Origin of the sequence: Nostoc sp., from assembly GCF_036917755.1 — a bacterium.
Lineage (GTDB): Bacteria > Cyanobacteriota > Cyanobacteriia > Cyanobacteriales > Nostocaceae > Nostoc.
Window position 1 is genome coordinate 1 of sequence record NZ_JBALFC010000111.1, and the last position, 20630, is coordinate 20630.

The 20630-nt window shown below is 43.3% G+C and carries 21 protein-coding genes and 2 pseudogenes; 11 read left to right on the forward strand and 12 right to left on the reverse strand.

What is annotated here, in order from left to right; all coding sequences use genetic code 11:
* Positions 1 to 90 precede the first annotated feature (90 nt).
* Positions 91 to 357: pseudogene (locus tag V7L05_RS24025) on the reverse strand (tetratricopeptide repeat protein); the annotation flags it as partial.
* A gap of 218 nt (positions 358 to 575) precedes the next feature.
* Positions 576 to 1472: an acetylglutamate kinase gene (gene argB / locus V7L05_RS24030; protein ID WP_335167769.1), complete on the reverse strand. Its 897-nt coding sequence runs from the start codon at positions 1470 to 1472 to the stop codon at positions 576 to 578.
* Between the two features lie 188 nt (positions 1473 to 1660).
* Here argB and V7L05_RS24035 point away from each other — a divergent pair, with 188 nt between their 5' ends.
* The 4 genes from V7L05_RS24035 (at position 1661) to V7L05_RS24050 (ending at position 2950) form a co-directional block, all read left to right on the forward strand.
* Positions 1661 to 1888, forward strand: a complete 228-nt coding sequence (locus V7L05_RS24035) for a hypothetical protein (RefSeq protein ID WP_335167770.1) — start codon at positions 1661 to 1663, stop codon at positions 1886 to 1888.
* The gene (locus tag V7L05_RS24040; RefSeq protein WP_335167771.1) at positions 1878 to 2267 is read left to right on the forward strand and encodes a type II toxin-antitoxin system VapC family toxin; all 390 of its coding nucleotides are present in this window, start codon (positions 1878 to 1880) and stop codon (positions 2265 to 2267) included. Before V7L05_RS24035 ends, V7L05_RS24040 begins: the two co-directional genes overlap by 11 nt.
* Before the next feature lie 181 nt (positions 2268 to 2448).
* Positions 2449 to 2691 (forward strand): type II toxin-antitoxin system Phd/YefM family antitoxin, encoded by a 243-nt coding sequence (locus tag V7L05_RS24045; RefSeq protein WP_335167773.1) that lies wholly within the window; start codon positions 2449 to 2451, stop codon positions 2689 to 2691.
* Positions 2672 to 2950 (forward strand): Txe/YoeB family addiction module toxin, encoded by a 279-nt coding sequence (locus V7L05_RS24050; protein ID WP_335167774.1) that lies wholly within the window; start codon positions 2672 to 2674, stop codon positions 2948 to 2950. Before V7L05_RS24045 ends, V7L05_RS24050 begins: the two co-directional genes overlap by 20 nt.
* 354 nt (positions 2951 to 3304) lie before the next feature.
* Here the strand turns inward: V7L05_RS24050 and V7L05_RS24055 are convergent, their stop codons facing one another.
* The 3 genes from V7L05_RS24055 to V7L05_RS24065 all read right to left on the reverse strand — a co-directional run bounded on the left by V7L05_RS24055 (position 3305) and on the right by V7L05_RS24065 (position 4573).
* Complete coding sequence (locus tag V7L05_RS24055) at positions 3305 to 3682, reverse strand: XisI protein (RefSeq protein ID WP_335167775.1); 378 nt, start codon at positions 3680 to 3682, stop codon at positions 3305 to 3307.
* Positions 3683 to 3757: 75 nt separating this feature from the next.
* Positions 3758 to 4303: a shikimate kinase gene (locus tag V7L05_RS24060; RefSeq protein WP_335167776.1), complete on the reverse strand. Its 546-nt coding sequence runs from the start codon at positions 4301 to 4303 to the stop codon at positions 3758 to 3760.
* Between the two features lie 72 nt (positions 4304 to 4375).
* Positions 4376 to 4573 carry a hypothetical protein gene (locus tag V7L05_RS24065; RefSeq protein ID WP_335167777.1) on the reverse strand — a complete coding sequence of 66 codons (198 nt, stop codon included), beginning with the start codon at positions 4571 to 4573 and terminating at the stop codon, positions 4376 to 4378.
* A gap of 577 nt (positions 4574 to 5150) precedes the next feature.
* Between V7L05_RS24065 and V7L05_RS24070 the strand changes: the two genes are divergently transcribed.
* Positions 5151 to 5345, forward strand: coding sequence for a hypothetical protein (locus V7L05_RS24070; protein ID WP_335167779.1), 195 nt, complete (start codon positions 5151 to 5153; stop codon positions 5343 to 5345).
* Between the two features lie 19 nt (positions 5346 to 5364).
* Here the strand turns inward: V7L05_RS24070 and V7L05_RS24075 are convergent, their stop codons facing one another.
* From V7L05_RS24075 to V7L05_RS24090, 4 genes and pseudogenes are all read right to left on the reverse strand, one after another.
* Positions 5365 to 6066 carry a LapA family protein gene (locus V7L05_RS24075; RefSeq protein ID WP_335167781.1) on the reverse strand — a complete coding sequence of 234 codons (702 nt, stop codon included), beginning with the start codon at positions 6064 to 6066 and terminating at the stop codon, positions 5365 to 5367.
* Positions 6067 to 6219: 153 nt separating this feature from the next.
* A complete protein-coding gene (locus V7L05_RS24080) occupies positions 6220 to 6840 on the reverse strand; it encodes a flavin prenyltransferase UbiX (protein WP_335167782.1) in 621 nt (206 codons plus the stop codon).
* A 238-nt stretch (positions 6841 to 7078) separates the two neighbouring features.
* Positions 7079 to 9436, reverse strand: coding sequence for a ribonuclease R family protein (locus V7L05_RS24085; protein WP_335167785.1), 2358 nt, complete (start codon positions 9434 to 9436; stop codon positions 7079 to 7081).
* A 917-nt stretch (positions 9437 to 10353) separates the two neighbouring features.
* Positions 10354 to 10536, reverse strand: a pseudogene (locus V7L05_RS24090) (zinc ribbon domain-containing protein); the annotation flags it as partial.
* Between the two features lie 267 nt (positions 10537 to 10803).
* Between V7L05_RS24090 and V7L05_RS24095 the strand changes: the two are divergent.
* Positions 10804 to 11691: a hypothetical protein gene (locus tag V7L05_RS24095; RefSeq protein ID WP_335167787.1), complete on the forward strand. Its 888-nt coding sequence runs from the start codon at positions 10804 to 10806 to the stop codon at positions 11689 to 11691.
* A 222-nt stretch (positions 11692 to 11913) separates the two neighbouring features.
* On the opposite strand, the gene clpP is transcribed toward V7L05_RS24095, so the two are convergent.
* Positions 11914 to 12525 (reverse strand): ATP-dependent Clp endopeptidase proteolytic subunit ClpP, encoded by a 612-nt coding sequence (clpP, locus tag V7L05_RS24100; RefSeq protein WP_335167790.1) that lies wholly within the window; start codon positions 12523 to 12525, stop codon positions 11914 to 11916.
* Between the two features lie 477 nt (positions 12526 to 13002).
* On the opposite strand from clpP, the gene V7L05_RS24105 reads away from it, so the two are divergent.
* From V7L05_RS24105 to V7L05_RS24115, 3 genes are all read left to right on the forward strand, one after another.
* A complete protein-coding gene (locus tag V7L05_RS24105) occupies positions 13003 to 13158 on the forward strand; it encodes a hypothetical protein (protein WP_292758596.1) in 156 nt (51 codons plus the stop codon).
* 78 nt (positions 13159 to 13236) lie between these two features.
* A complete protein-coding gene (locus tag V7L05_RS24110) occupies positions 13237 to 15306 on the forward strand; it encodes a thioredoxin domain-containing protein (RefSeq protein WP_335167792.1) in 2070 nt (689 codons plus the stop codon).
* Between the two features lie 3 nt (positions 15307 to 15309).
* Positions 15310 to 15936 (forward strand): molybdenum cofactor guanylyltransferase, encoded by a 627-nt coding sequence (locus V7L05_RS24115; RefSeq protein WP_335167793.1) that lies wholly within the window; start codon positions 15310 to 15312, stop codon positions 15934 to 15936.
* A 23-nt stretch (positions 15937 to 15959) separates the two neighbouring features.
* Here the strand turns inward: V7L05_RS24115 and V7L05_RS24120 are convergent, their stop codons facing one another.
* A complete protein-coding gene (locus V7L05_RS24120; protein WP_335167795.1) occupies positions 15960 to 16541 on the reverse strand; it encodes a hypothetical protein in 582 nt (193 codons plus the stop codon).
* Positions 16542 to 16756: 215 nt separating this feature from the next.
* Between V7L05_RS24120 and V7L05_RS24125 the strand changes: the two genes are divergently transcribed.
* A complete protein-coding gene (locus V7L05_RS24125) occupies positions 16757 to 17383 on the forward strand; it encodes a chloramphenicol phosphotransferase CPT family protein (RefSeq protein ID WP_335167797.1) in 627 nt (208 codons plus the stop codon).
* Between the two features lie 91 nt (positions 17384 to 17474).
* On the opposite strand, the gene V7L05_RS24130 is transcribed toward V7L05_RS24125, so the two are convergent.
* Positions 17475 to 18974 (reverse strand): family 10 glycosylhydrolase, encoded by a 1500-nt coding sequence (locus tag V7L05_RS24130; protein ID WP_335167800.1) that lies wholly within the window; start codon positions 18972 to 18974, stop codon positions 17475 to 17477.
* Positions 18975 to 19528: 554 nt separating this feature from the next.
* Here V7L05_RS24130 and V7L05_RS24135 point away from each other — a divergent pair.
* The gene (locus V7L05_RS24135; RefSeq protein ID WP_335167802.1) at positions 19529 to 20488 is read left to right on the forward strand and encodes an ABC transporter substrate-binding protein; all 960 of its coding nucleotides are present in this window, start codon (positions 19529 to 19531) and stop codon (positions 20486 to 20488) included.
* Positions 20489 to 20630 lie beyond the last annotated feature (142 nt).

Sequence of the window (20630 nt, forward strand, 5' to 3'; positions counted from 1 at the left end):
GTTCAGTCCTTTGTGACAGTAATCTGCTGTCAGACTGGATTAGTTATGTACGGGCTAAGACCGTGATTCACTAACCAACGAATCGCACTAAAGCATCTGTCGCGCTTGTTTGCTGGTTTCTAAATGGGGATGGCGTTTGAGTCTTTCGCAAAGAGCGATCGCATCATCCGTGCGTCCAGCTGCTTCATAAGCTGTCACCAGATCAATTTCTACTTCACCCCCAAGACGAGAATTACGAGCTAGCAGGGCGCTGGCCTTTTCTAGATTTTCTACGGCTTCGCGGTATTGCCCATTTTCAAAGGCAATTTTCCCAGTCTGGTAGCGGGTTTTAGCAATTTCTAAACTTTCTGCACTCACGTTTTCTATAAAAAATCAGCACTATTTTTATTTTGCCAATGCCAGCAATCTTTTTGGAATCTTTTCAAAAACTAGCAATCTGAAAGTGGATAAATAATTCATGGCGTTATACACGATTTAGCGGTGGGCGATGTCTGACGACAAGCTGCTCCGCACCTACGCATGTTTATCATTACCTATCTCCGGTAAGGAAGTGGAGAACTTTTTACTCAGTACTCTTATGAGGTAAACTGCGAACCGAGAATCATTGTCCCAATCCCAACATCAGTAAAAATTTCTAGTAACAGGGCGTGAGGAATGCGACCATCGATGATGTGTGCCGCACGGACTCCTTGAGCAAGCGATCGCACACAACAACTCACTTTGGGAATCATCCCACCGCTAACTATACCACCGGCAATCAACTCGCGGGCTTCGCGGATATCTACTTTTGGAATCAAAGTAGATGGGTCTTTGTAATCTTTTAAAATTCCACTGGTGTCGGTCAGTAAAATTAACTTTTCTGCTCCTAGTGCAGCAGCGATTTCTCCAGCTACAGTATCGGCGTTAATATTATAAGCTTGTCCCGTTTCGTCGGCGGCGACGCTGGAGACTACCGGAATATAGCCATTGCTAGCGAGGGTGTCCAAAATCTTGATATTCACATTACTGACTTCCCCCACAAAACCGATGCCTTCTTGACCTTGGGGACGGGCTGTAAATAGATTACCGTCTTTACCGCAAAGTCCTACAGCCAAGCCACCAGCTTGGTTAATTAGCGCGACAATTTCTTTGTTAACTCGACCAACTAAAACCATTTCCACCACATCCATTGTGGCGGCATCAGTGACTCGCAGACCATTTTTAAATTGTGGTTCGATGCCCAGCTTATCTAACCAACTGTTAATTTCTGGGCCACCGCCGTGGACTACAATTGGACGCAAGCCCACGCAGGATAAGAATACAATGTCGCGGATAACCTTGTCTTTGAGTGTGCTATCTTTCATCGCTGCGCCACCATATTTGACAACAACAGTGCGACCGGCGAATTGTTGAATATAAGGTAGTGCTTCGCTTAGTACACGTACACGAGTGGCTTCAGTTTGCCTGATGTATTCAGAATCGTTGACCGTCATGAGGAGCCTAACAGAGAGAGTTAAAACCTATGCAGTCAGTGTAGAAGACTTTGTAACTCCTCACAATCTCTGATGCCAAATTCGAGTATGTTTGTACTGATCAGCCATAGCTGTTTGGTTCGTCTCAGAAATGTGAAAATCTATAAAAGAAGGACTAGCAACCAGAATCGAAAATCATCAGGAGAAATATGGATACACCGATTCTCGATCGGCTAATTGAAGAATTAAAAGTCATGCCTGAAGACTTGCAATATCGAGTGCTGGAGTTTGCCCGAACTTTAGTAGGTTTGCAGATTCATGGTGTTCCAGGTAGACAATTATTAAATTTTGCAGGTACAATATCGCCAAATGATATCCAGATGATGCGCGAAGCAATTGAACAAGGTTGCGAACAGGTAGATATAGATGAGTGGTAGATACCTGCTTGACACTAATATTATTATTGCTTTATTTGCAAATGATATAGCAGTAAATAATCAGCTAGTAAATGCAGAAGAAATTTTTATTCCCAGTGTTGCTATTGGTGAATTATTTTATGGTGCTAGAAAATCAAGGCGATCTCCAGGAAATTTAGAACGCATTGAGGAATTTATTGCCATAAATACGGTAATTGGATGTGATGTAGAAACTGCCCGTAAATATGGTGAAGTTAAGAATAAATTGCGCCTCAAAGGTCGCCCATTACCCGAAAATGATATTTGGATTGCAGCTGTTGCAATTCAGTATAATTTAATTCTTGTTACGCGAGATGCTCATTTTCAAGAGGTTGAAAACTTGCAAACAGTAGCTTGGTGAATACGCCTTGCACACGAGTGACTTCAGCTTGCCTGATGTATTCCGAATCGTTAACCGCCATGAGGAGCCGCCGTTAACAGTTAAAGCATGGCATTTCTAATTGATACAAATATTATCGTGGTGAGAGAAAGCGCCGATCTTATAAGCTAGAGTAGAGTTACCGTGAGTCAGAAAAATTATTATGTCTTCGCTTCCCGTAAATGATGCTCAAAATAATTTACAAAAGCTCATCGACCAAGTAGCAGAGCAGGGTAAACCTATTATTATTGAAGGCGATCGCGGTAATGCGATTCTGCTAGCTGAAAAAGACTGGTCTGCTATTCAGGAAACTCTTTACTTATTATCTATCCCTGGAATGCGAGAATCTATTAAACAAGGGTTGGCTACTCCTATTGAAGATTGTGATGGGGATTTGGATTGGTGAGTTGGCAGTTGTTTACACAAAACAAGCGCAAAAAGACGCGAAGAAGTTAGCTTATAGTAATTTGAAGGAGAAAACCGAGGAATTACTTGCTGTTCTTGCAGAAAATCCGTTTCAAAACCCTCCACCTTATGAAAAATTGGTTGGTGATTTATCAGGTGCTTATTCTCGTAGGATTAATATACAGCATCGATTGGTCTATGAGGTCATGGAATCTGAGCAAGTAGTTAAGATAATTCGGATGTGGACACATTACGAGTAAGTATTAGCGATTGTCTTGAAAGTTAAGTCATGATCGCATTCACAAAACACTCAATAAATATGGCTCTCCTAGACTAGTTATAGAAAATTAATACTTGATATCAGGTTAAGTCCTTACATGGTAGGGGATTCAAGAATCAAAAAGCATATTTTTATTAAATCTTTGATTCTATTTTAGCGAAACCTAGTTATATCAGGTATTTTAGGGGTTTTTTAGTATTAATTTATCAAACGAAGTCTAGGAGAGCCATAAATATTTGCCCACTGTGAAGCCAACCTACGAGGAATTGCGACGCCGAATAGCCCGTCGTAGACATCCCACTTAATAAACCGCAGATATTTATTATAGTTCGCATTACGCTACGCCATAATCTGTATACTGACGCTTGTAAGGAGCTTGCAAACCCAAGACAATATCTTCTCGTGGTACTCCCATCATCACTAATTCCTCTGCTGGATTGCGATCGGTTAAATTCTGTTGCAGCCAGATTTTGCCATCTTTAATATCAAAATGCATCACGCATCGATAAATACGATTAAATCCTTGCCAACCGACATTCATCCATTGATAATGATTGCGTTCTGTGTCTAAAATGAGTTGGACTTCGACATCGTTATCCGAGACATCATCACTGGCATAGTTCGTCAACAATGTTTTAACATACTCTTGATAATCGGCATGATTTTGGAGTACGCTCTTAATAATATCTTGGTATTTTAATCGGGTATCCATTCCACGATAGCCTCACTTTTATCATCAAAAACAATTAGCTTGATAATTTGGTTTTTGAGTAACACATATTCCCCATTAATGAGAAACTTGTGTTTTGAGAACGGTAGGAATTGCCTCAAGTACTCGCTTGGCAACGTCTTCAGGTGTATCTCCCTCTCGCTCGATGATGTGCAAATCGGCTTGAGAGTAAAGTGGTGTTCGTTGTTCGAGGAGCGATCGCAATTTACCTTGAGGATCAACATCTTGCAGCAGTGGTCTTGTGGTATCCTCAGCTAAACGGCTGTAAATTATCTCCACTGGCGCATCTAGCCACACTATCAAACCGTGGTGTAAGTAACCCCAATTTTCTCGCCGCATTACAATGCCCCCACCAGTTGCGATAGTCAACTTTGTAAAAGCACAAACTTGTGAAAGCACGTCGCTTTCTAACTGCCGAAACCCGGCTTCACCAACTTGTGCAAATAACTGATTGATAGATTTACCTGTTGCTTGGGCAATGACATTATCGGTATCCACAAATCCATAACCCAATTCCTTTGCCAGTAAGCGCCCTACTGTCGTCTTACCAACGCCCATAATGCCAATTAAGTACAGGTTGACTCCTTGTAATAAACTACTCACCAGTTGCTTCGCTCCAATTCTGAGTTCTGAGTCACAGTTTCTAATTATAAACTCAACGACTTAATCTAGGATTTAAAAATACGGAGTTTTGCACCGATCGCGCAACCAGATAAAATTATTTGATTGGCGATCGCTAATAAACCGATAACTTATATAAAGATAAACTCTAACAGTACTGCTACTACGACTTTGATAACCGACATTAGTAATTTCCGCAGGAATACAACCACAAAGTAAACCTCTGATAAATCTATTTTCAATGGATATCAAGGCTTTTCCCTTGCGGATATCAAATTTACGTATAATTTTTCTAACTCCCAATTGTTTTTAGTTTCTACAAATTCATCTTCTATTTGAGTTGAATGAACTGCCGTTATTACTGTTATTAATGTATTTAAAGTAACTTAATCGAGAGATTAACGATTCTTCTGTGAAATTACCTAAAATAATAAACGATGAATTTCTAAGAAATTTACTAACTTTCCTAAAGTAACTTGGTAATTGCTGCTTGATTATCCTTAGACTTAGCGAAAAAATTAACATAGCTTGTTTGAAACTTTATCCAAACAATTTCTGTCTATCTAAATAATCCGAGTTTTCACTTTGGTGTGTCATTTTAAGTATACATAATACTGTGTTCCTAACATTACATGGCCGTTATTCTAAAAGTTCAGTTATAACAAGCCCTGCTCAAATAAATGTTTCTGATAAAGGTATAGATGATGACTTATTTACTGCGATCGCCCACAAAAACCTGACAAATTTGAAGTTTTGACACAAAAACTACTGCATATTTCACCTGGATAAGCCTGAATTAATAAATAGTAGGATGAATGAGGCGTCAATTATGACTCGAATTCGTGACGTTGTACAAAGAACCTTAGCAACTGGCTATTTGACAGTGGAAGCTGAAAATCAACTACGACAACTGTTGACTACCCGGTATGACTTGGAAGATTTTAATGCTTTCATGACTTTGCAGGAAGCTGCCATGACTGGTAAGGTCAAGCAGGAGTCTAGAGAGCGGTGTGGCATCAAGTAGAGATGTAGCCTGCTACATCTCACCGACGGGGGCGTTTACCATCATCATCAAAATCATCATCATCATCAAAAAATTCCCAATCATCATCATCCGCTTGATTGGTAGCCGGCGGCTGATAAGGGGGGATGATTACCCGATAATCAGCATCGTAAACTGATTCAGTTTTTCCCGCGGCCGTATTTTTTGGCTCACGGTAGCTGTAGGAGTAAACTGAACCAGATTGAGAACTGGTTTTGGTTTCTGATTGACGTTCGTAAGTTTTTGAGTCTCTAGCAGGTTGAGCTTGAGGATTAGGGGTAGACGCTTCTTCTGACTTTTCATCAAAGTTCCAATCATCATCTTTACTGCCATTTGTCTCCCAATCATCAAATACATCACTGCTAGGCGCTTCTTTTTTACTAGCTGGTGGTGGAGGACTGGCAGAACGAGATGTAGGTTCTTCTGTGCGGGTTGCCTTCGCACGAGGCGAAGTTGCAGTTGAGCGGTCACGAGTTCGCCGTTGTCCCCCCACAAAATAATTGGATAAGTTAAACAAGGTAGCAATCAGTATAGATGTGAAAGCACCAGTGGCAGTACTGAACAAAATCCATATCGCTAGTGGTAATGGTTGAGTTCGCACGCCCAAAAAGACTAGCGATAGGGCAGGGGACCAATTTTGGACTAACAACAGTGTTAGTCCTCCCAGTACCGCCACCAATAGAATTAAGCGAATTACAGCCATAGCAATGTTGTCAGTTCTCAGTGGTCAGTGGTCAGTTGTCAGTTGTCAGTTGTCAGTCTGATTATTCTTCACTAATTACTGTTCACTGACTACTGACACTATCATTACCCTTTTAGGACTATTGTGAAATTTACGATCAATCTGCTGAGGTCGTTAGCGACGACCTTGCCACCTCTGAATTGGGATGCAGTCAATATCTAGTTGATCTAAAGCGCGGGCAACGACAAAATCAACTAAATCCTCGATGGTTTGGGGATTGTGATACCAGGCGGGAATAGCGGGGACAATTCTCACTCCAACTTCTGCTAAAGAGGTTAAGTTACGCAGGTGGATGAGGCTAAAAGGTGTTTCACGAGGAACAATGACCAGCTTTCGCCCTTCTTTTAGTTGCACATCCGCCGCCCGTTCTAGTAAATCGGAACTCAAGCCAACTGCCAGCTTTGCCACTGTGCTCATGCTGCATGGAATGATCATCATCCCCAGAGTGGCAAAGGAACCACTGGCAATTCCGGCTCCAATATCACTCCAAGGATGGCAGCGGAGTTTCCCGTCAAGTGCAACTCCAGCTTGCTCTCGCCAGAATTGTTCTTGTTGAGTTGGTTCTGATGGCATCCGAATTTCCTGTTCTGACTGCCAAACCATGTAAGTTGATTTAGAGGCAACCAATTCAATACTATACTCCGCTTCTAGCAAAAATTTGATCGCGCGAACAGCGTAAATCAGACCAGATGCGCCCGATACGCCTAAAATTAAAGGCTTGGTGTTATTGGACACGTAAATTTTACTGGATTTTACTGAAGAAGAATTCAGAAGCCAAAATCCAGAATGGATTCTGGGCGATGGTTACTGAGCAGTTCGGCAGAGCTACCTGTGCCACTTGTCGAAGTACTGGATGTATAAGAGAGGTTTAGAACAAGCGATTTTAATCGTGGAGAAGAAAAAATTCTTTCCGTGACTCTTCGCCCTGACTTGACTGCTGAGGTATTCTGAATTCTGTCTTCAGCAGGACTTTTCATTCATCCTCAGAGTAAGAGTCTAGGTCATCAGGCTCAATGTCATTTGGTAAGTAGAGGTCTGAAAGCTCCTCATGGGAACCACTGGCAGTTAAATTTTTGGCGACACCATCGCTACCGACCGTTACCAAATCAATTTGCTGACGGTAGTAATCGACACTTTTAACTTGGACAGCGACGCGATCGCCTAGTCTATAGGAAGCACGATTTTTGCGACCAAACAGTGCTTGTTGTCTGGCGCGATATTCATACCAATCATCTTTGAGAGAACTGACGTGTACCAATCCTTCTACTCTCAAAGGTACACCAGGATTACTGCTGGACTCCACCTCAGCTGCTGGTACTTCAATTTCCACAAAGAAACCGTAGGATTGAACACCAGTAATTACCCCTTGAAATACCTGACCGATACGCTGCTTCATCAGTTGGGCTTTTTGCAGTCCGGCTAAATCGGCTTCAGCTTCTTGGACTTCTTTTTCTCGGTCGTTGATTTGGACAATTACCCTAGTCAAATCGCTTTGGAGTTCTTGTTGCAATTCTGGGGGTAAAACGTTCCAGTTAATTTCCTCGTGGCTGGAGGAGTGGCGCAGGTTAACGCGCTCTCTCACACGGGTATTGCGGCGATCGCGTCCGTTTTCGAGTAGCGTGTAATACACTCTCTGCATGAGCAAATCTGGGTAACGCCGCAAGGGAGCGCTAAAGTGAACATATTGCGGTAGTGCCAAACCAAAGTGAGATCCTTTGGTGGTGCTGTATGCAGACGGCTTAAGTGTATCTTGCAATAAGTAGGTCAGAACTTGCTCAGAGGGAGATTCGCCAAAAGCGGTGGTCAAATGTTGATAATCTAAGGGTTGGATATCGACTTCTGGATCTAGTGTGAGGTCAACGCCTAAATTGACTGCCAATTTCAGCATTTCCTGGACATCTTCGACATCGGGTGTGCCTTGGACTCGCCAGATGGCGGGAACACCAAGGGCATTTAAGTGAGTTGCGATCAGTTGATTAACTAGCAGCACCAACTCCGTGAGTAGCGATCGCACTGGTAAATCATTCACTACCACAGTGCCGAGAATCCCCTCATCATAATAGGCGTTTTGGCTGGGCGGCAGATTCAACTGGAGGCTACCACGAGTCAACCGCACCTGTTTCACGGCTGTTTGCAAGGCTTGGAGGTCTTGCAGAATCTGAGAAACCTGTGGGGATTGATCTTGAGATTGACCTGTAAGAATTGCTTGGGCAAGTTCAGTACTCAGTGCAGTTTCGACGTTGATCACACTGGGTTGAATTTCCCACTCCAACACTTGTCCCGATTTGGGATCAATTGTAATTAAAAAAGAGATAGTTAAGCGATCGCTCCCAGGTACTAAAGAACAGCGTTCTGCCACACTTGCGGGCAACATTGGCAGCACCAATTCTCCCAAATACACTGATTTGCCCCGTTTGAATGCTTCTCTATCTAGGGCTTCGTCAGGTTGGACATAGTGAGAAACATCGGTGATATGAACGCCCAAAAGCCAATTTCCGGCTAAGTTTTTTTCTAAACTAAAAGCGTTTTCTATAACTTTGGTATCGCCGCCATTTATCCCTTCAATGGTGAGAGTAAACAAATTACGTAAATCTAAGCGATTTTTCAGGTCTGCTTTCAGTAGCTTTTTGGGCAACTTGACGGCTGCTTCTAGCACATTATCTGGAAAAGTCCGGGAAAGGTCGTGTTTGCACGTAACTAAATCTATATCAGCAGCAGCTTCAGCATCGCTACCGAGGATTTGCACCACTCGACCGAGGGGAGGATATTGTGCCAACGGGTAACGCAAAACTTCCACATGAACAAGGTGATCGATCGCTTCTTCTAATTTTGCCCCGTTAGGTTGGATTTTGAGTTCAAACAGCAATCGATCATCTAAAGGCACAGCCCGGAAACCGTTTTCCACCTGCTTAATTCGTGCCAGTAACGTGTGGTTGGAACGTTCTAGAATCAGCTTCACCTCCCCTTCAGGAGAGCGACGGCGACTGCCTTCTTTAAGAACTCTGACCAAAACGCGATCGCCATTCCAAGCATTACTCAGATGACTTTCGCGGATGTAAATATCCTCAGATCCTTCCACATCTTGAATCGCAAAGCAAAAGCCTTTACTAGAACAACGGAGTTTTGCCTCGATTATTCCCTCTTCTGAGACACGGCGATACTTGCCTCGTTCTTTCACTAAAAGACCGATTTTTTCGAGAACATCTAAGGCAATGTGAAGTTTTTGTAAACTTTTTTCATCTTCACAGCCAAGTTTCTTTTCTAAAACCTTCCGAGCTACCAATTTATCATCGGTGAAATTGGCAAGGAGTGTAGCGATTGAAAATTCCATGCAGTGAACCGACCTTTGGTCAAAACATCATTTGTTGTTTAACAAAACAGAATTCAGGAGGAGCCAGTGCGGGAACAGGGGTTTCCCCAAGTGGAGCAACTAGCGTTCAGGAGCCAGAATTCACCAATTCTGAATTCAGAATCAATCTGGTTCTTTTCTGTATACGCTCACGGCTTACAGAAACAAGCTGGAAACGAATTGCCCTGAAGCAAGGCTTCCTAAGTTCTAAGGAAAGAAAGCCCGACCCAGCAAGAGCGGGAAACTACTAGTTCCGAGCAAAGGAAGCCGACCCACGGACAACTCTGGGCATATACGAACTTCTCACTGCACGATGCTCTCAGAGTTCGCCTGCGTTCAAGTCTCTTCACCTAACCAAACTTAAGAAAGCACGCCTGATTAAAATTTAGCCCCGCTAGGTAATTACGCGACGGGTTTTTGAGAAGCTGGGTTTAGAGAATCCATGCTGCCCAAAAGCGCTATGCAGGGGAGCCACTTGCTCCACTTGGGGTCCCCCAAGTGGAGCAAGTGGTGTGGAAACTACAGGTGTTTGATTGTCTAGAGTGAAGGTAATCTTACGCCATTAGACTCTGATTTTAACTAGGAGTAACTGCCGATGAACCCAATTTTCCCACATGTAGAATCGGTAACAATTAGGTGAGCAGCTTAATAAGCAGTGAGGGCGAACCTTATCTTCATTATTGTAGATTTAGGGCGCACTTCCAGAAAATAGTTCTAGATATCTAGTTAGGTAATCAGTATAGCATTGCAGGCAAGACTACACAGGTTGGAACACAAGGCAAAGCAAGAATATCAGCTTGATGGCTCAGAGCAGGGAATTATACCTACTCATCGCCTGCCAAGAAACTGATGACAGATATTGACATACTCCCCACCCTTCAAGGGTGGGGATTCTAGGCTCAAACAGCAATAGCAGTTTCATACCGACTTACATCACCTAACCCAATGGTCGATGCCCCAACCAAATGAATGTTTTTAGCGGCGTTTTCATCCCTGTCATTAACTGATTGACAAGATGGGCAACGCCACTCTCTAACTGATAAATCTAAACTATCTTTTACGTGTCCACAACAAGAATCTGTACAATAAATGAAAAAACGATTAGATTTTAGGGTTGAAGAATTTGAGCTTGAAATTCTTGAAGAATATTGCAAGACGGTTGGCAGGAGAAAGACAGATGTACTTAGAGAACTTATTAGGAGTCTCAAAAATAAGAAAAAGCCGTCCTTCTAGGACGGGGCTTTAAACCCATTTTTTCGGTAAATTAAAGTAAGGGCAGTTTACCTCGCTTGAGCATACAGGCAGTATCGACCCCGTTATTCAAAAGTATTTAGATTGGTAGCAGTATTATGTTGGCTCAATTCCAGAGCTTGTATCCCAAGGGCAGTTTGATTTCTGAATTAGTGCAAATTTTTCAAGGAAAATATATTGTCCGGGCAAGCGTACAAATTGAAGGCGTAACCCGTGCTACGGGTATGGCAGCAGCAGAAACGGTAGAAGCAGCAGAAGACCAAGCCAGAACTAGAGCGCTGATAGTTTTGGGTATTACAAATGCGCCACCAGAATCAGTGGCATTTACCTCAAATCCAATTTCCCCGGCGCAGCTAAACCCTTCCTTAAATACCAAAAGTGGATTAAATGAGCCTGCTGCCTATTCCTCTACAAAAGATGAGGATTTTGTTGGTAGTCAGTGGTCAGAGGTCAGCGACAAAGAAATATCTGTGCCGCCTTCCAGAGTACGGAACATCAAACCAGAAGTAGTCACAAGCAGTAACGAGCAGTACGGGTACAGTAATGCTGCGCCCCTAGAAAGCGATACCTATAACCAGGATTTAGGTCAAAACTTTCCTGTGACTGGCAACCACCAGCTAGAATTTGATTCTCCAGTTGAAAACTTGGAATTAACCTTTGATAACCAGGTAGAAAATCAAACCTTTCCAGGAATTTCTGCCAATAATGTCACACCATTTACACCTCGGAGTTACAGCCCTCAAGAGAATATCACCACCCCGTCGGTGACAGGAAAGAGAAAGAAGAAAGCTGAACCTGTGGATTTATCGGATGTAATTGCTAAAACCGATGTCGAACTTCAGCGTTTAGGCTGGACACCAGAACAGGGACGAGAGCATCTGATTAAAACCTACGGCAAGCGGGGGCGCACTTTGCTGACTGAAGAAGAATTGCATGGATTCCTTAAATACCTTCAATCTGAGCCAGATCCAATAGCGGGATTTTGATTTGTCATTGGTCATTAGTCATTAGTCATTTGTCCTTTGTCATTTGTGATTAGTAAGGGTCAATGACAAAAGACGTAGGCGCTTGTGTACTTCACTTTCCTTGAAATCTGCTGTAAGTACTTGAGCAGTCCACCCATTCCAAAAATAACCCCTCTTCACTTATGAAGAGGGGATATTTTTGGGGTTTAAAAGTGGTAAATTACCATTTGCCAATCGTGACTATTAATTAACAAGAGCAACTGCTGGACGGCTACCAGCAGCGTGACGGTCAATCACTTGGTCAATTAAGCCATATTCCCTGGCTTCCTCTGGCGACATGAAAAAGTCACGTTCAGTATCTTCAGCAATCCGCTCAATTGGTTGACCTGTATGTTCAGCTAAATAGTCGTTTAGCCGCCGCTTGTGGTACAGAATTTCCCGCGCCTGAATTTCAATATCAGTCGCTTGTCCTTGAGCGCCGCCTAGGGGTTGATGAATCATAATCCGAGAATGGGGTAAACTCATCCGCTTACCTTTAGCACCAGCGCTGAGGAGGAAAGCGCCCATACTCGCCGCCAATCCGGTACAAATTGTACAGACATTAGGGCGAATATGTTTCATAGTGTCAAAAATGCCCATACCAGCCGTCACCGAACCACCGGGAGAATTGATGTACATATAAATGTCTTTCTCCGGGTCTTCAGCATCCAAATACAGCAGTTGGGCAACAATCAAGTTAGCAATGTTGTTATCAACTTGTTGTCCCAAAAAGATGATGCGCTCACGTAACAGCCGTGAGTAGATGTCAAAGGCGCGTTCACCTCGACCCGATTGTTCAATAACGATAGGAATCATGGAAGCGTGTTTGTGGCTACTTTAAATACATTTTATCGGTGACAGCATGAAACTGGGGTTGATCTCTACTCTTCCCAGGTAATAAAAGTAAATCTTTGCCATTCTGCCTTCTCCAACAAGGGACAAAAGGTGCTTTTGCAATAGATTCAACCCCGAAGGGCACTTTTTAGCAACAAAAGCTGTCTAATAGAATATCCCGATTTAGCGAAGAACAAATCAAAAAACTCCAACTCTCGCCAATCTCATATCTCGGACTTTGCTGCACAACCTTGGCGATGTGGTGATTAGACCGATAACCGGAATCAGACTTGCTTAGGGAATTACGTTAAATATCCAGTAACATTTTAAACATTTTCTTAGGATTTCCCTCAGTAATTATCAACTTATTTTTGTTAGATTCGGTAAATCGATAGTACGAGGTGTATTTAGAATAACCAGTTTTACTTGAAATGCTATCCACCCAGAGAGAGACGTGCCATGCTGGAAAAATTTGTACAAGCCGCCATCATCACCTTATTGCTCCACCTGATAGCAGGACTTAGCCCAAATACTTTAATTCAGACAAAGACAGCATCACCTGTGCGAGAAACGCCACCAAATATTGTTAGTTTACTATTGCGATCGTTTGAGTAAAATTGTTTCATAAATTGCACAGGTGTAGGCGATATCAAGAGTAGACTGAGCAAAGAAGGCAACTACTTGCATTTGATCATGACTAATCGCCTTGCTGAAGCTAAGAGCCTCTATCTCCGCAAACACGCCGAAAACCCCATTGATTGGTGGTCTTGGTGTGACGAAGCCCTTGCAGTTGCAAGGGCGCAAAATAAACCGATTTTTCTCTCCATTGGCTATTCTAGTTGCCACTGGTGTACTGTCATGGAAGGCGAGGCTTTTTCTGATATTGCGATCGCTGACTACATGAATGCCAATTATCTTCCCATCAAAGTAGACAGGGAAGAAAGACCTGACCTCGATAGCATCTATATGCAGGCTTTGCAATTGATGAGCGGTCAAGGTGGTTGGCCTTTGAATATTTTTCTTTCTCCAGAAGATTTAGTGCCGTTTTACGCTGGTACTTATTTCCCTGTAGACCCGCGCTATGGTCGTCCGGGATTTTTGCAGGTGTTGCAAACCCTTCGCCGTTATTACGATACAGAAAAAGCGGACTTACAGCAACGCAAAGCCTTAATTATTGAGTCTCTGCTCACGTCTGCGGTGTTGCAAGACGGTACAACAACCGAGCTTGAAGACCATAAATTACTCCGCCAAGGTTGGGAAACCAGCACAGGTGTAATCACTCCTAGTCAATCTGGCAATAGCTTTCCGATGATTCCCTACACAGAATTAGCACTGCGGGGAACTAGATTTAATTTTGAATCTCGCTATGATGGCAACCAAGTTTGTACCCAACGAGGACTAGACTTAGCGCTGGGAGGCATTTATGACCATGTGGGCGGTGGTTTTCATCGCTATACTGTTGACCCGACTTGGACAGTACCCCACTTTGAAAAGATGCTCTACGACAATGGACAGATTGTGGAGTTTCTAGCTTCTTTGTGGAGTACAGGAGTAGAAGAACCAGCGTTTGAGAGGGCGGTTGCTGGTACTGTACTATGGCTAAAGCGGGAAATGACCGCGCCGGAAGGTTACTTCTATGCTGCTCAAGATGCCGACAGTTTCAGTGAATCTACGGCGGTAGAACCAGAAGAAGGAGCTTTTTACGTTTGGAGTTACAGCGAACTACAACAACTGTTAACACCTGAAGAATTAACGGAATTAGAACAGTTTACGGTGACACCTAACGGCAACTTTGAAGGTCGTAATGTGTTGCAAAGACGCTATTCGGGTAAACTGAGTGCAACGCTGGAAACGGCACTGAACAAGCTGTTTACCGCTCGCTATGGCGTTAGTTCTGAGTCCCTGGAAACTTTTCCCCCGGCTCGTAACAACCAGGAAGCAAAAACCGCTAACTGGCCAGGTCGCATTCCTTCGGTGACAGATACGAAGATGATTGTCGCTTGGAATAGCTTGATGATTTCTGGGCTGGCTAGGGCTGCTGGAGTGTTCCAAGAACCGTTATATCTGGAATTAGCAGCACGAGCGGCAAATTTTATCTGGGAAAATCAGTTTGTCGATGGGCGTTTCCACCGACTCAACTATCAAGGAGAACCAAGCGTTTTAGCTCAGTCTGAAGATTACGCTTTGTTTATTAAAGCTTTGCTAGATTTACAAGCTTCCAACCCTGAGCAGAAGCAATGGTTAGAAAAAGCGATCGCTATCCAAGATGAATTCAATGAATTTCTCTGGAGTGTAGAGTTAGGTGGTTATTATAACACATCCAGTGATTCGAGTCAAGATTTAATTGTCAGAGAGCGTAGTTACGCTGATAATGCTACACCATCAGCGAATGGAATTGCGATCGCTAACCTTGTGCGTCTGGCTCTACTCACCGATAATCTAGATTATTTAGATTTAGCGGAACTTGGTTTGAAAGCTTTTAGGAGTGTCATGCATCGCGCTCCCCAAGCTTGTCCCAGTTTATTTACAGCTTTGGATTGGTATCGTAACTCTACCTTGATTCGCAGCATAACTGAGCAAATAAACGCTTTGATCCCCAAGTATTTACCTGTGGCTGTGTTTGCCATCACATCTGATTTACCAGAGGGAAGCGTTGGGTTAGTTTGCCAAGGTTTGAAGTGTCTGGCGCCAGCAGAAAGTGCAGAGCATTTATTGCAGCAAGTGCAGGAAAGTCAAAATAGGGGAGTAGGGAGTGGGGAGTAGGGAGTGGGTAGAGATGAAGAAGGCGGCACTGTTAGTTTTACCTGTTGCAAATTAACAGCAATTGTGTTGGCTGGGGGTAAGAGTTCTCGCATGGGTCAGGATAAAGCCTTGATTGCCATTCAAGGGGTACCGTTGTTACAGCGAGTTTGTGGTATTGCTCAAAGCTGTGCTGATGTTGTTTATGTAGTAACTCCCTGGCCAGACCGCTATCAACATTTGCTTTTGCCTGGTTGCCAGTTTATCCGGGAGGTGCCTTTGTCTGGAGAATCTCTAGCCCACGGGCCTCTAGTTGGGTTTGCCCAAGGACTAGCCGAAGTGCAAACAGAATGGGTGCTGTTGCTAGCTTGCGATTTGCCGAGGTTGCGAGTTGAGGTGTTGCAAGATTGGGTAACTAAACTTAATAGTGTGAGAGATGATGCGATCGCAGCTTTGGCTGATCATCCCAAAGGCTGGGAACCTCTATGTGGTTTCTATCGCCGTCGCTGTTTGCCACAACTCTTAGAGTTTATCAACCAAGGGGGGCGATCGTTTCAGCAGTGGCTTCGGCAATATCCTGTAGAAGTTTTGCCCTTAGCAGAACCAGAAATGCTGTTTAACTGTAATACACCAGAAGACTTGGCTTTAAGTTAACTCATCTCAAAAAAGGTAAAAACTTAATCGTTAACTGAACCTGCGGAAACTGTGCTAATAAAGTCATTTTTTCCATCAGGATCGTTAGAATCTATCAAAACATAAGTAATTGCTTTCTTACTACTGGGTTCTTTTACTTTGGCAACTTGGGAAATAGAGCCATCTGCATTAACCACAGGTGGAGGTCCAGTCATCATTAGTGGTGAACCCCAATAAACCACCCGCCAAACATTTTCATTGACAAGACCTCGACCTTTATCTGTGTAGGATAAGTATTCGACTGTGGTTTTAATAGGCGGTTGCGTTAAACTGGAAAGCGTAACTTTATTTGCTAATTCCAGCGCCTTTTCTGCTGACACAGTAATGTCTGGTAAAGGTACTGCTGATTGGAATTCACCTCCATAGCCTTGAAGAATTTTTTGTGCGTTTGGAGAAATATCAACAGGTTGATCTAGTCCTACCGTAAGAACTGGCTTTATTTCATCTATCGCAGCTTTGTTCTGAGCTATTTTAGTTATAGTCTGAGCGCGTGAATTATAAGTGTAAATTAAAGCTAAAATTGGGATTGGCAGTACTAAAAGTGAAATTATCCATTTACGCTTCATTTCTATAATTCTTAATATTTTTACTTATAATTTTACCTTCTGCTGCGCCCTCTGTGGCTACGCTCTCGTAGAGAAGAGGCTGTGCTTGCACTCACAATCAAATCTCTACCACAGCCATGAAGCATTGGCTGAGGTAGAAGCATTTTCAATTGCCGATTCCACAAAATAGCCCTAACGTGGAACTGCTAAATATATTAAGGGCGCGAGGAGTGATCATGGGGCAGACACAGGAGCTAGGACAGATTATCATCCTAAATGGTGTCCCGCGATCAGGGAAGTCGAGCATTGTCGCAGTCATCCAGGAGACATTTGATGGTGTGTGGATGAACTTGGGTGTCGATAGGTTTATGCAAATGACTCCCGCACGATACCTGCCTGGGATCGGTCTGCGGCCAGGGGGAGAACGCCAGGACATCGAACCCCTGGTTCCCATTCTGTACAGCGCCATGTATGAGTCCATCGCCGCCCACAGCCGTTTAGGTCTGAATGTCGTGGTTGATGTCGGACACCATGAAGCCTACGCAATCCCTCACGGTATTCTGGCCGATAGTGCCCGACGTTTGAATGGATTGCCGGTCTTGTTCGTAGGCGTTCGCTGCCCCATCGAGATGATTATGGAACGACGACAAAACACGGGGTGGAACGTGGTCAGTGCAGTCGACTCCTCGATGCCACGTCCGGTTCAGTTATGGCAACGTGAAGTCCACATCCCTGGCATCTATGACCTGGAAGTTGATACCTCGTTGTTAAGTCCGGGTGCGTGTGCCGAAGTGATCCGCCAGCACCTCGCAGATAATCCAGCACCGTCGGCATTCCAACGACTCGCTGCACACCATACTTAAGCTGTAGTTATGCCTCTGTTTATGATATTTGGGATGAATTTGTGAAAGCTGAAAGGGAAATTCGATCCCTTTCACTACTTTTGGAATAAGTCTACTTAACCCGACAGAATTTGCGATCGCTATCACTCTCAGGATATTGCCAAGAATAGGCAAAATGGCTAACTCCCTTCAGTTGGGGAGCAAATTGGCGAAGTGCCTGCATTTGTATTTCTAGGGATGGACGATTACTGACGGATTTTCCCCACTGACCAGCTAAAGCAGGGATGATCTGCGTACCCGGTTTTGCCATACTCAAAACCCGTTGCACTTGCTCCACAATACAACTGACATCATTGCAAGTCCGATATAACATCGGATGCCACTCTAATGTACTGGGGAACCGATCCCAAGGTTGCAAACGGGAATCATAGCCTTGTCCGACAGTTTGGTTGCCATCAGGGAAAAACACCACTCCTGCGGGAATACCTTGCTGCTTTGCTGGGTAAGTACCTATGTTAACAAAATCTAGAATTCCTTGCATAGCGTGGGCAACGGCGAGCTGCCATAACTGCCATTGTAAAAGTGGTTGTCTATTGGTTACAGGCAGGATTGAGCTTGGCGGTGGTGGGGGAATGCGTCCTTGCCAAAGGGGTTCTCCTTCCTGGGGATAAAGTTTATCGACTTGCGTTATATCTCCCCCAGTCACGTATCCCTTACTCAAAAAGCGGCGAATTAAGTCCAGCCCTTTGTAATTTTGTGCCCGTTTAAATAAAGCTTCTTGAGTTGCAGGACTAAATAGCCATAAATCTGAAACTTTGGTGGCGATAGAATCACTTCCAGCTTGTCGGGGATAACGCACGTAGTCTAATAGCAAACCATCTGGGCGACGGCGCAAAAATTCTTGTACTAATTGGTAGTAATCGCGTTTTGCTTGCAGGTTGTAGGGGTCGATAAATACTTGAGAGCCGTTATCTACAACATATAGGCTTGTTTGACCTTTGCCATTACGAGCGATCGCACCTTCTCTATCTCGGCGCTGGGCGTAAGTATAACCGAAATTTATGGTAAACATCCAGGCGTAGACCTTCAAACCGCGTTGCCGACCTTTTTTAATTGCTGTGGCGAGTATATCGACGTTTTCTGCTCCTGGAGTGCGAATCACAGCAGGCCAAACCGTCGGGTTAGCTTTTGCTGGTAATAATACCTGTCCGTCGTAAAATACTTCTAAATAAACTTGGTTATAGCCACGGTTAACAATCCGATCCATAATCTGATCAATTGTTCCTGGGTGAATGTCACACGGATACAAGCGCAACCAAATGGCTTGGATTTGCGGCCAATTCCGAGTGCGGCACTCATGTAATTCCTCTGCATGCTTTTCTACCATATTTTGGTAGCGCGTTTGAGCATCTTCATTGCCTTTGAGGGCTGACAAACGCAACTTTTCTTTTTCTTGCACCGCCGTTGATGATAACTGACAATACTCAGTTCCTTGCGCCCTTGCTGGTTCGCTTCCAAGGTTGGGGAGTAACGAACTACTAGTGAAAACAACAGCGAATAGACACCGCCAAAATAATGTTGATCTTGTAACGTTCAAGGGATGGTTAGACATACCTACCAGTAGATGGACAGATTAACAATTCAAAATTCGTCTAGGAAAGTTCTAATCGCCGGAAGCCGGCGCTCAGACTTTCCGCAAAATTCAAAATTCAAAATTGAAAAAAGTTTCAGATTCTTATTTCTGAGCGGAGCCGGAGCCACCAAAACTCTGAGCTACGTGTTGACATTCGGTCTTAAACCCTTTAATTTACGATAATCATCGACCCCAACTCAGATAATTGTGGACAACGTGTATCGAATTATATAGTTAAGTAGTAAGGGTTTTAAAACCTATTTTTTCAAGACTGCCAAAAGCCTATTTGTGTTGCCGTATTTTTTTATAAACACATAAACGCATAAGACACCTGAATACAAATCAAGTTTAGTCTGTTATTGGATAGATTCTGCCTCTACGTTGGTTAGTGAAAATCTGCCAAAACTAGTAGAATTTTTGAACCAATAAAACCCTGACTTTTAGCTCTGTGAACTAAAAGTTACATTTGCTATTTTTGAATGTGGTGCTGAGTATGCTTCTTATGCCATTTTTACCCCAGAAGGAATTTTAATATGCATCGTCGTTGGCTCTTATCTGCTTTAGCACTTTTGATGAGTATAGTTTTAGCTGCTTGCACGACTGCAACCACTCAGCAGCCACAAACAAAAGTCACAAACCCTACTGAGACGACAAACACAAATTCTCAGCAATTACCAAAAGGATCAGCAAAAAGAGTTGTTGCTCTTTCTTCTCTTGCTGCTGACATCATCTCTCGACTTGATCAAACAAAAATTGTCGGAATCACTGGCAGCAGATTATTTAAGAATGACTCCAGATTCAAGGATATTCCCCGTGTTAGTGAAGGACAAAGTCCGCCAAATTTAGAAAAAGTGGTAGCACTCAAACCAGATTTAGTTATTGGTGCTGAAGGTTTTTCTAACATTCCAATTCAAAAACTTCAGCAGCTAGGAATTCCGACATTTCTCACTAAAGTGAATAACTGGAAATCTTTAGAAGAACTTACTAAAACACTTGCTAAATCAATTGACGCTGATCCTCAGCCTTTGTTAAATCGTTATAAAACTTTCTTGCCAGAAAAGCCAACTCAGGGTTTTTCTACTCTAGCGTTGGTTAGTCGTCAACCAATTTTAGCTCCGAATAAAAATAGTTGGGCAGGGGATTTGTTGGCGAAATTCCAGGCGAAAAATATAGCAGCAGATTTACAAGGAAAAAGTCCAATTGGTGGCTATGTGACGCTTTCATCTGAGAAGGTTTTAGAAGCAAATCCAGAAGTGATAATTTTGGTTAATCCCCCGCAAGGAAATTCGGAAGTAGCGCTTTTAGATTCGCTGAAAAAGGAAGCTTTTTGGCAGCAACTCCAAGCAACTAAAAATAACCGAGTCTATGTGTTTGATTATTTTGGTTTGGTGAATCCAGGTAGTATAGATGCAATTGAAAAGGCTTGTCAGCAGCTTAAGCAAGCGTTGTTTGCACCACAGTTTAGCTCAATAATGAGAGAACATCGCGTATAATTTAAACAGTACTTATAGGACTCCTGTCTGGTTTGTGAACAAAATTTTAGAGAAAACCTCGGAAAACAGGCTTTTCAATCTCAATATGTTTTCAAAAATCAAATCGGAGTCCTATATTAAGGAGTATTATTTACTTATAAAT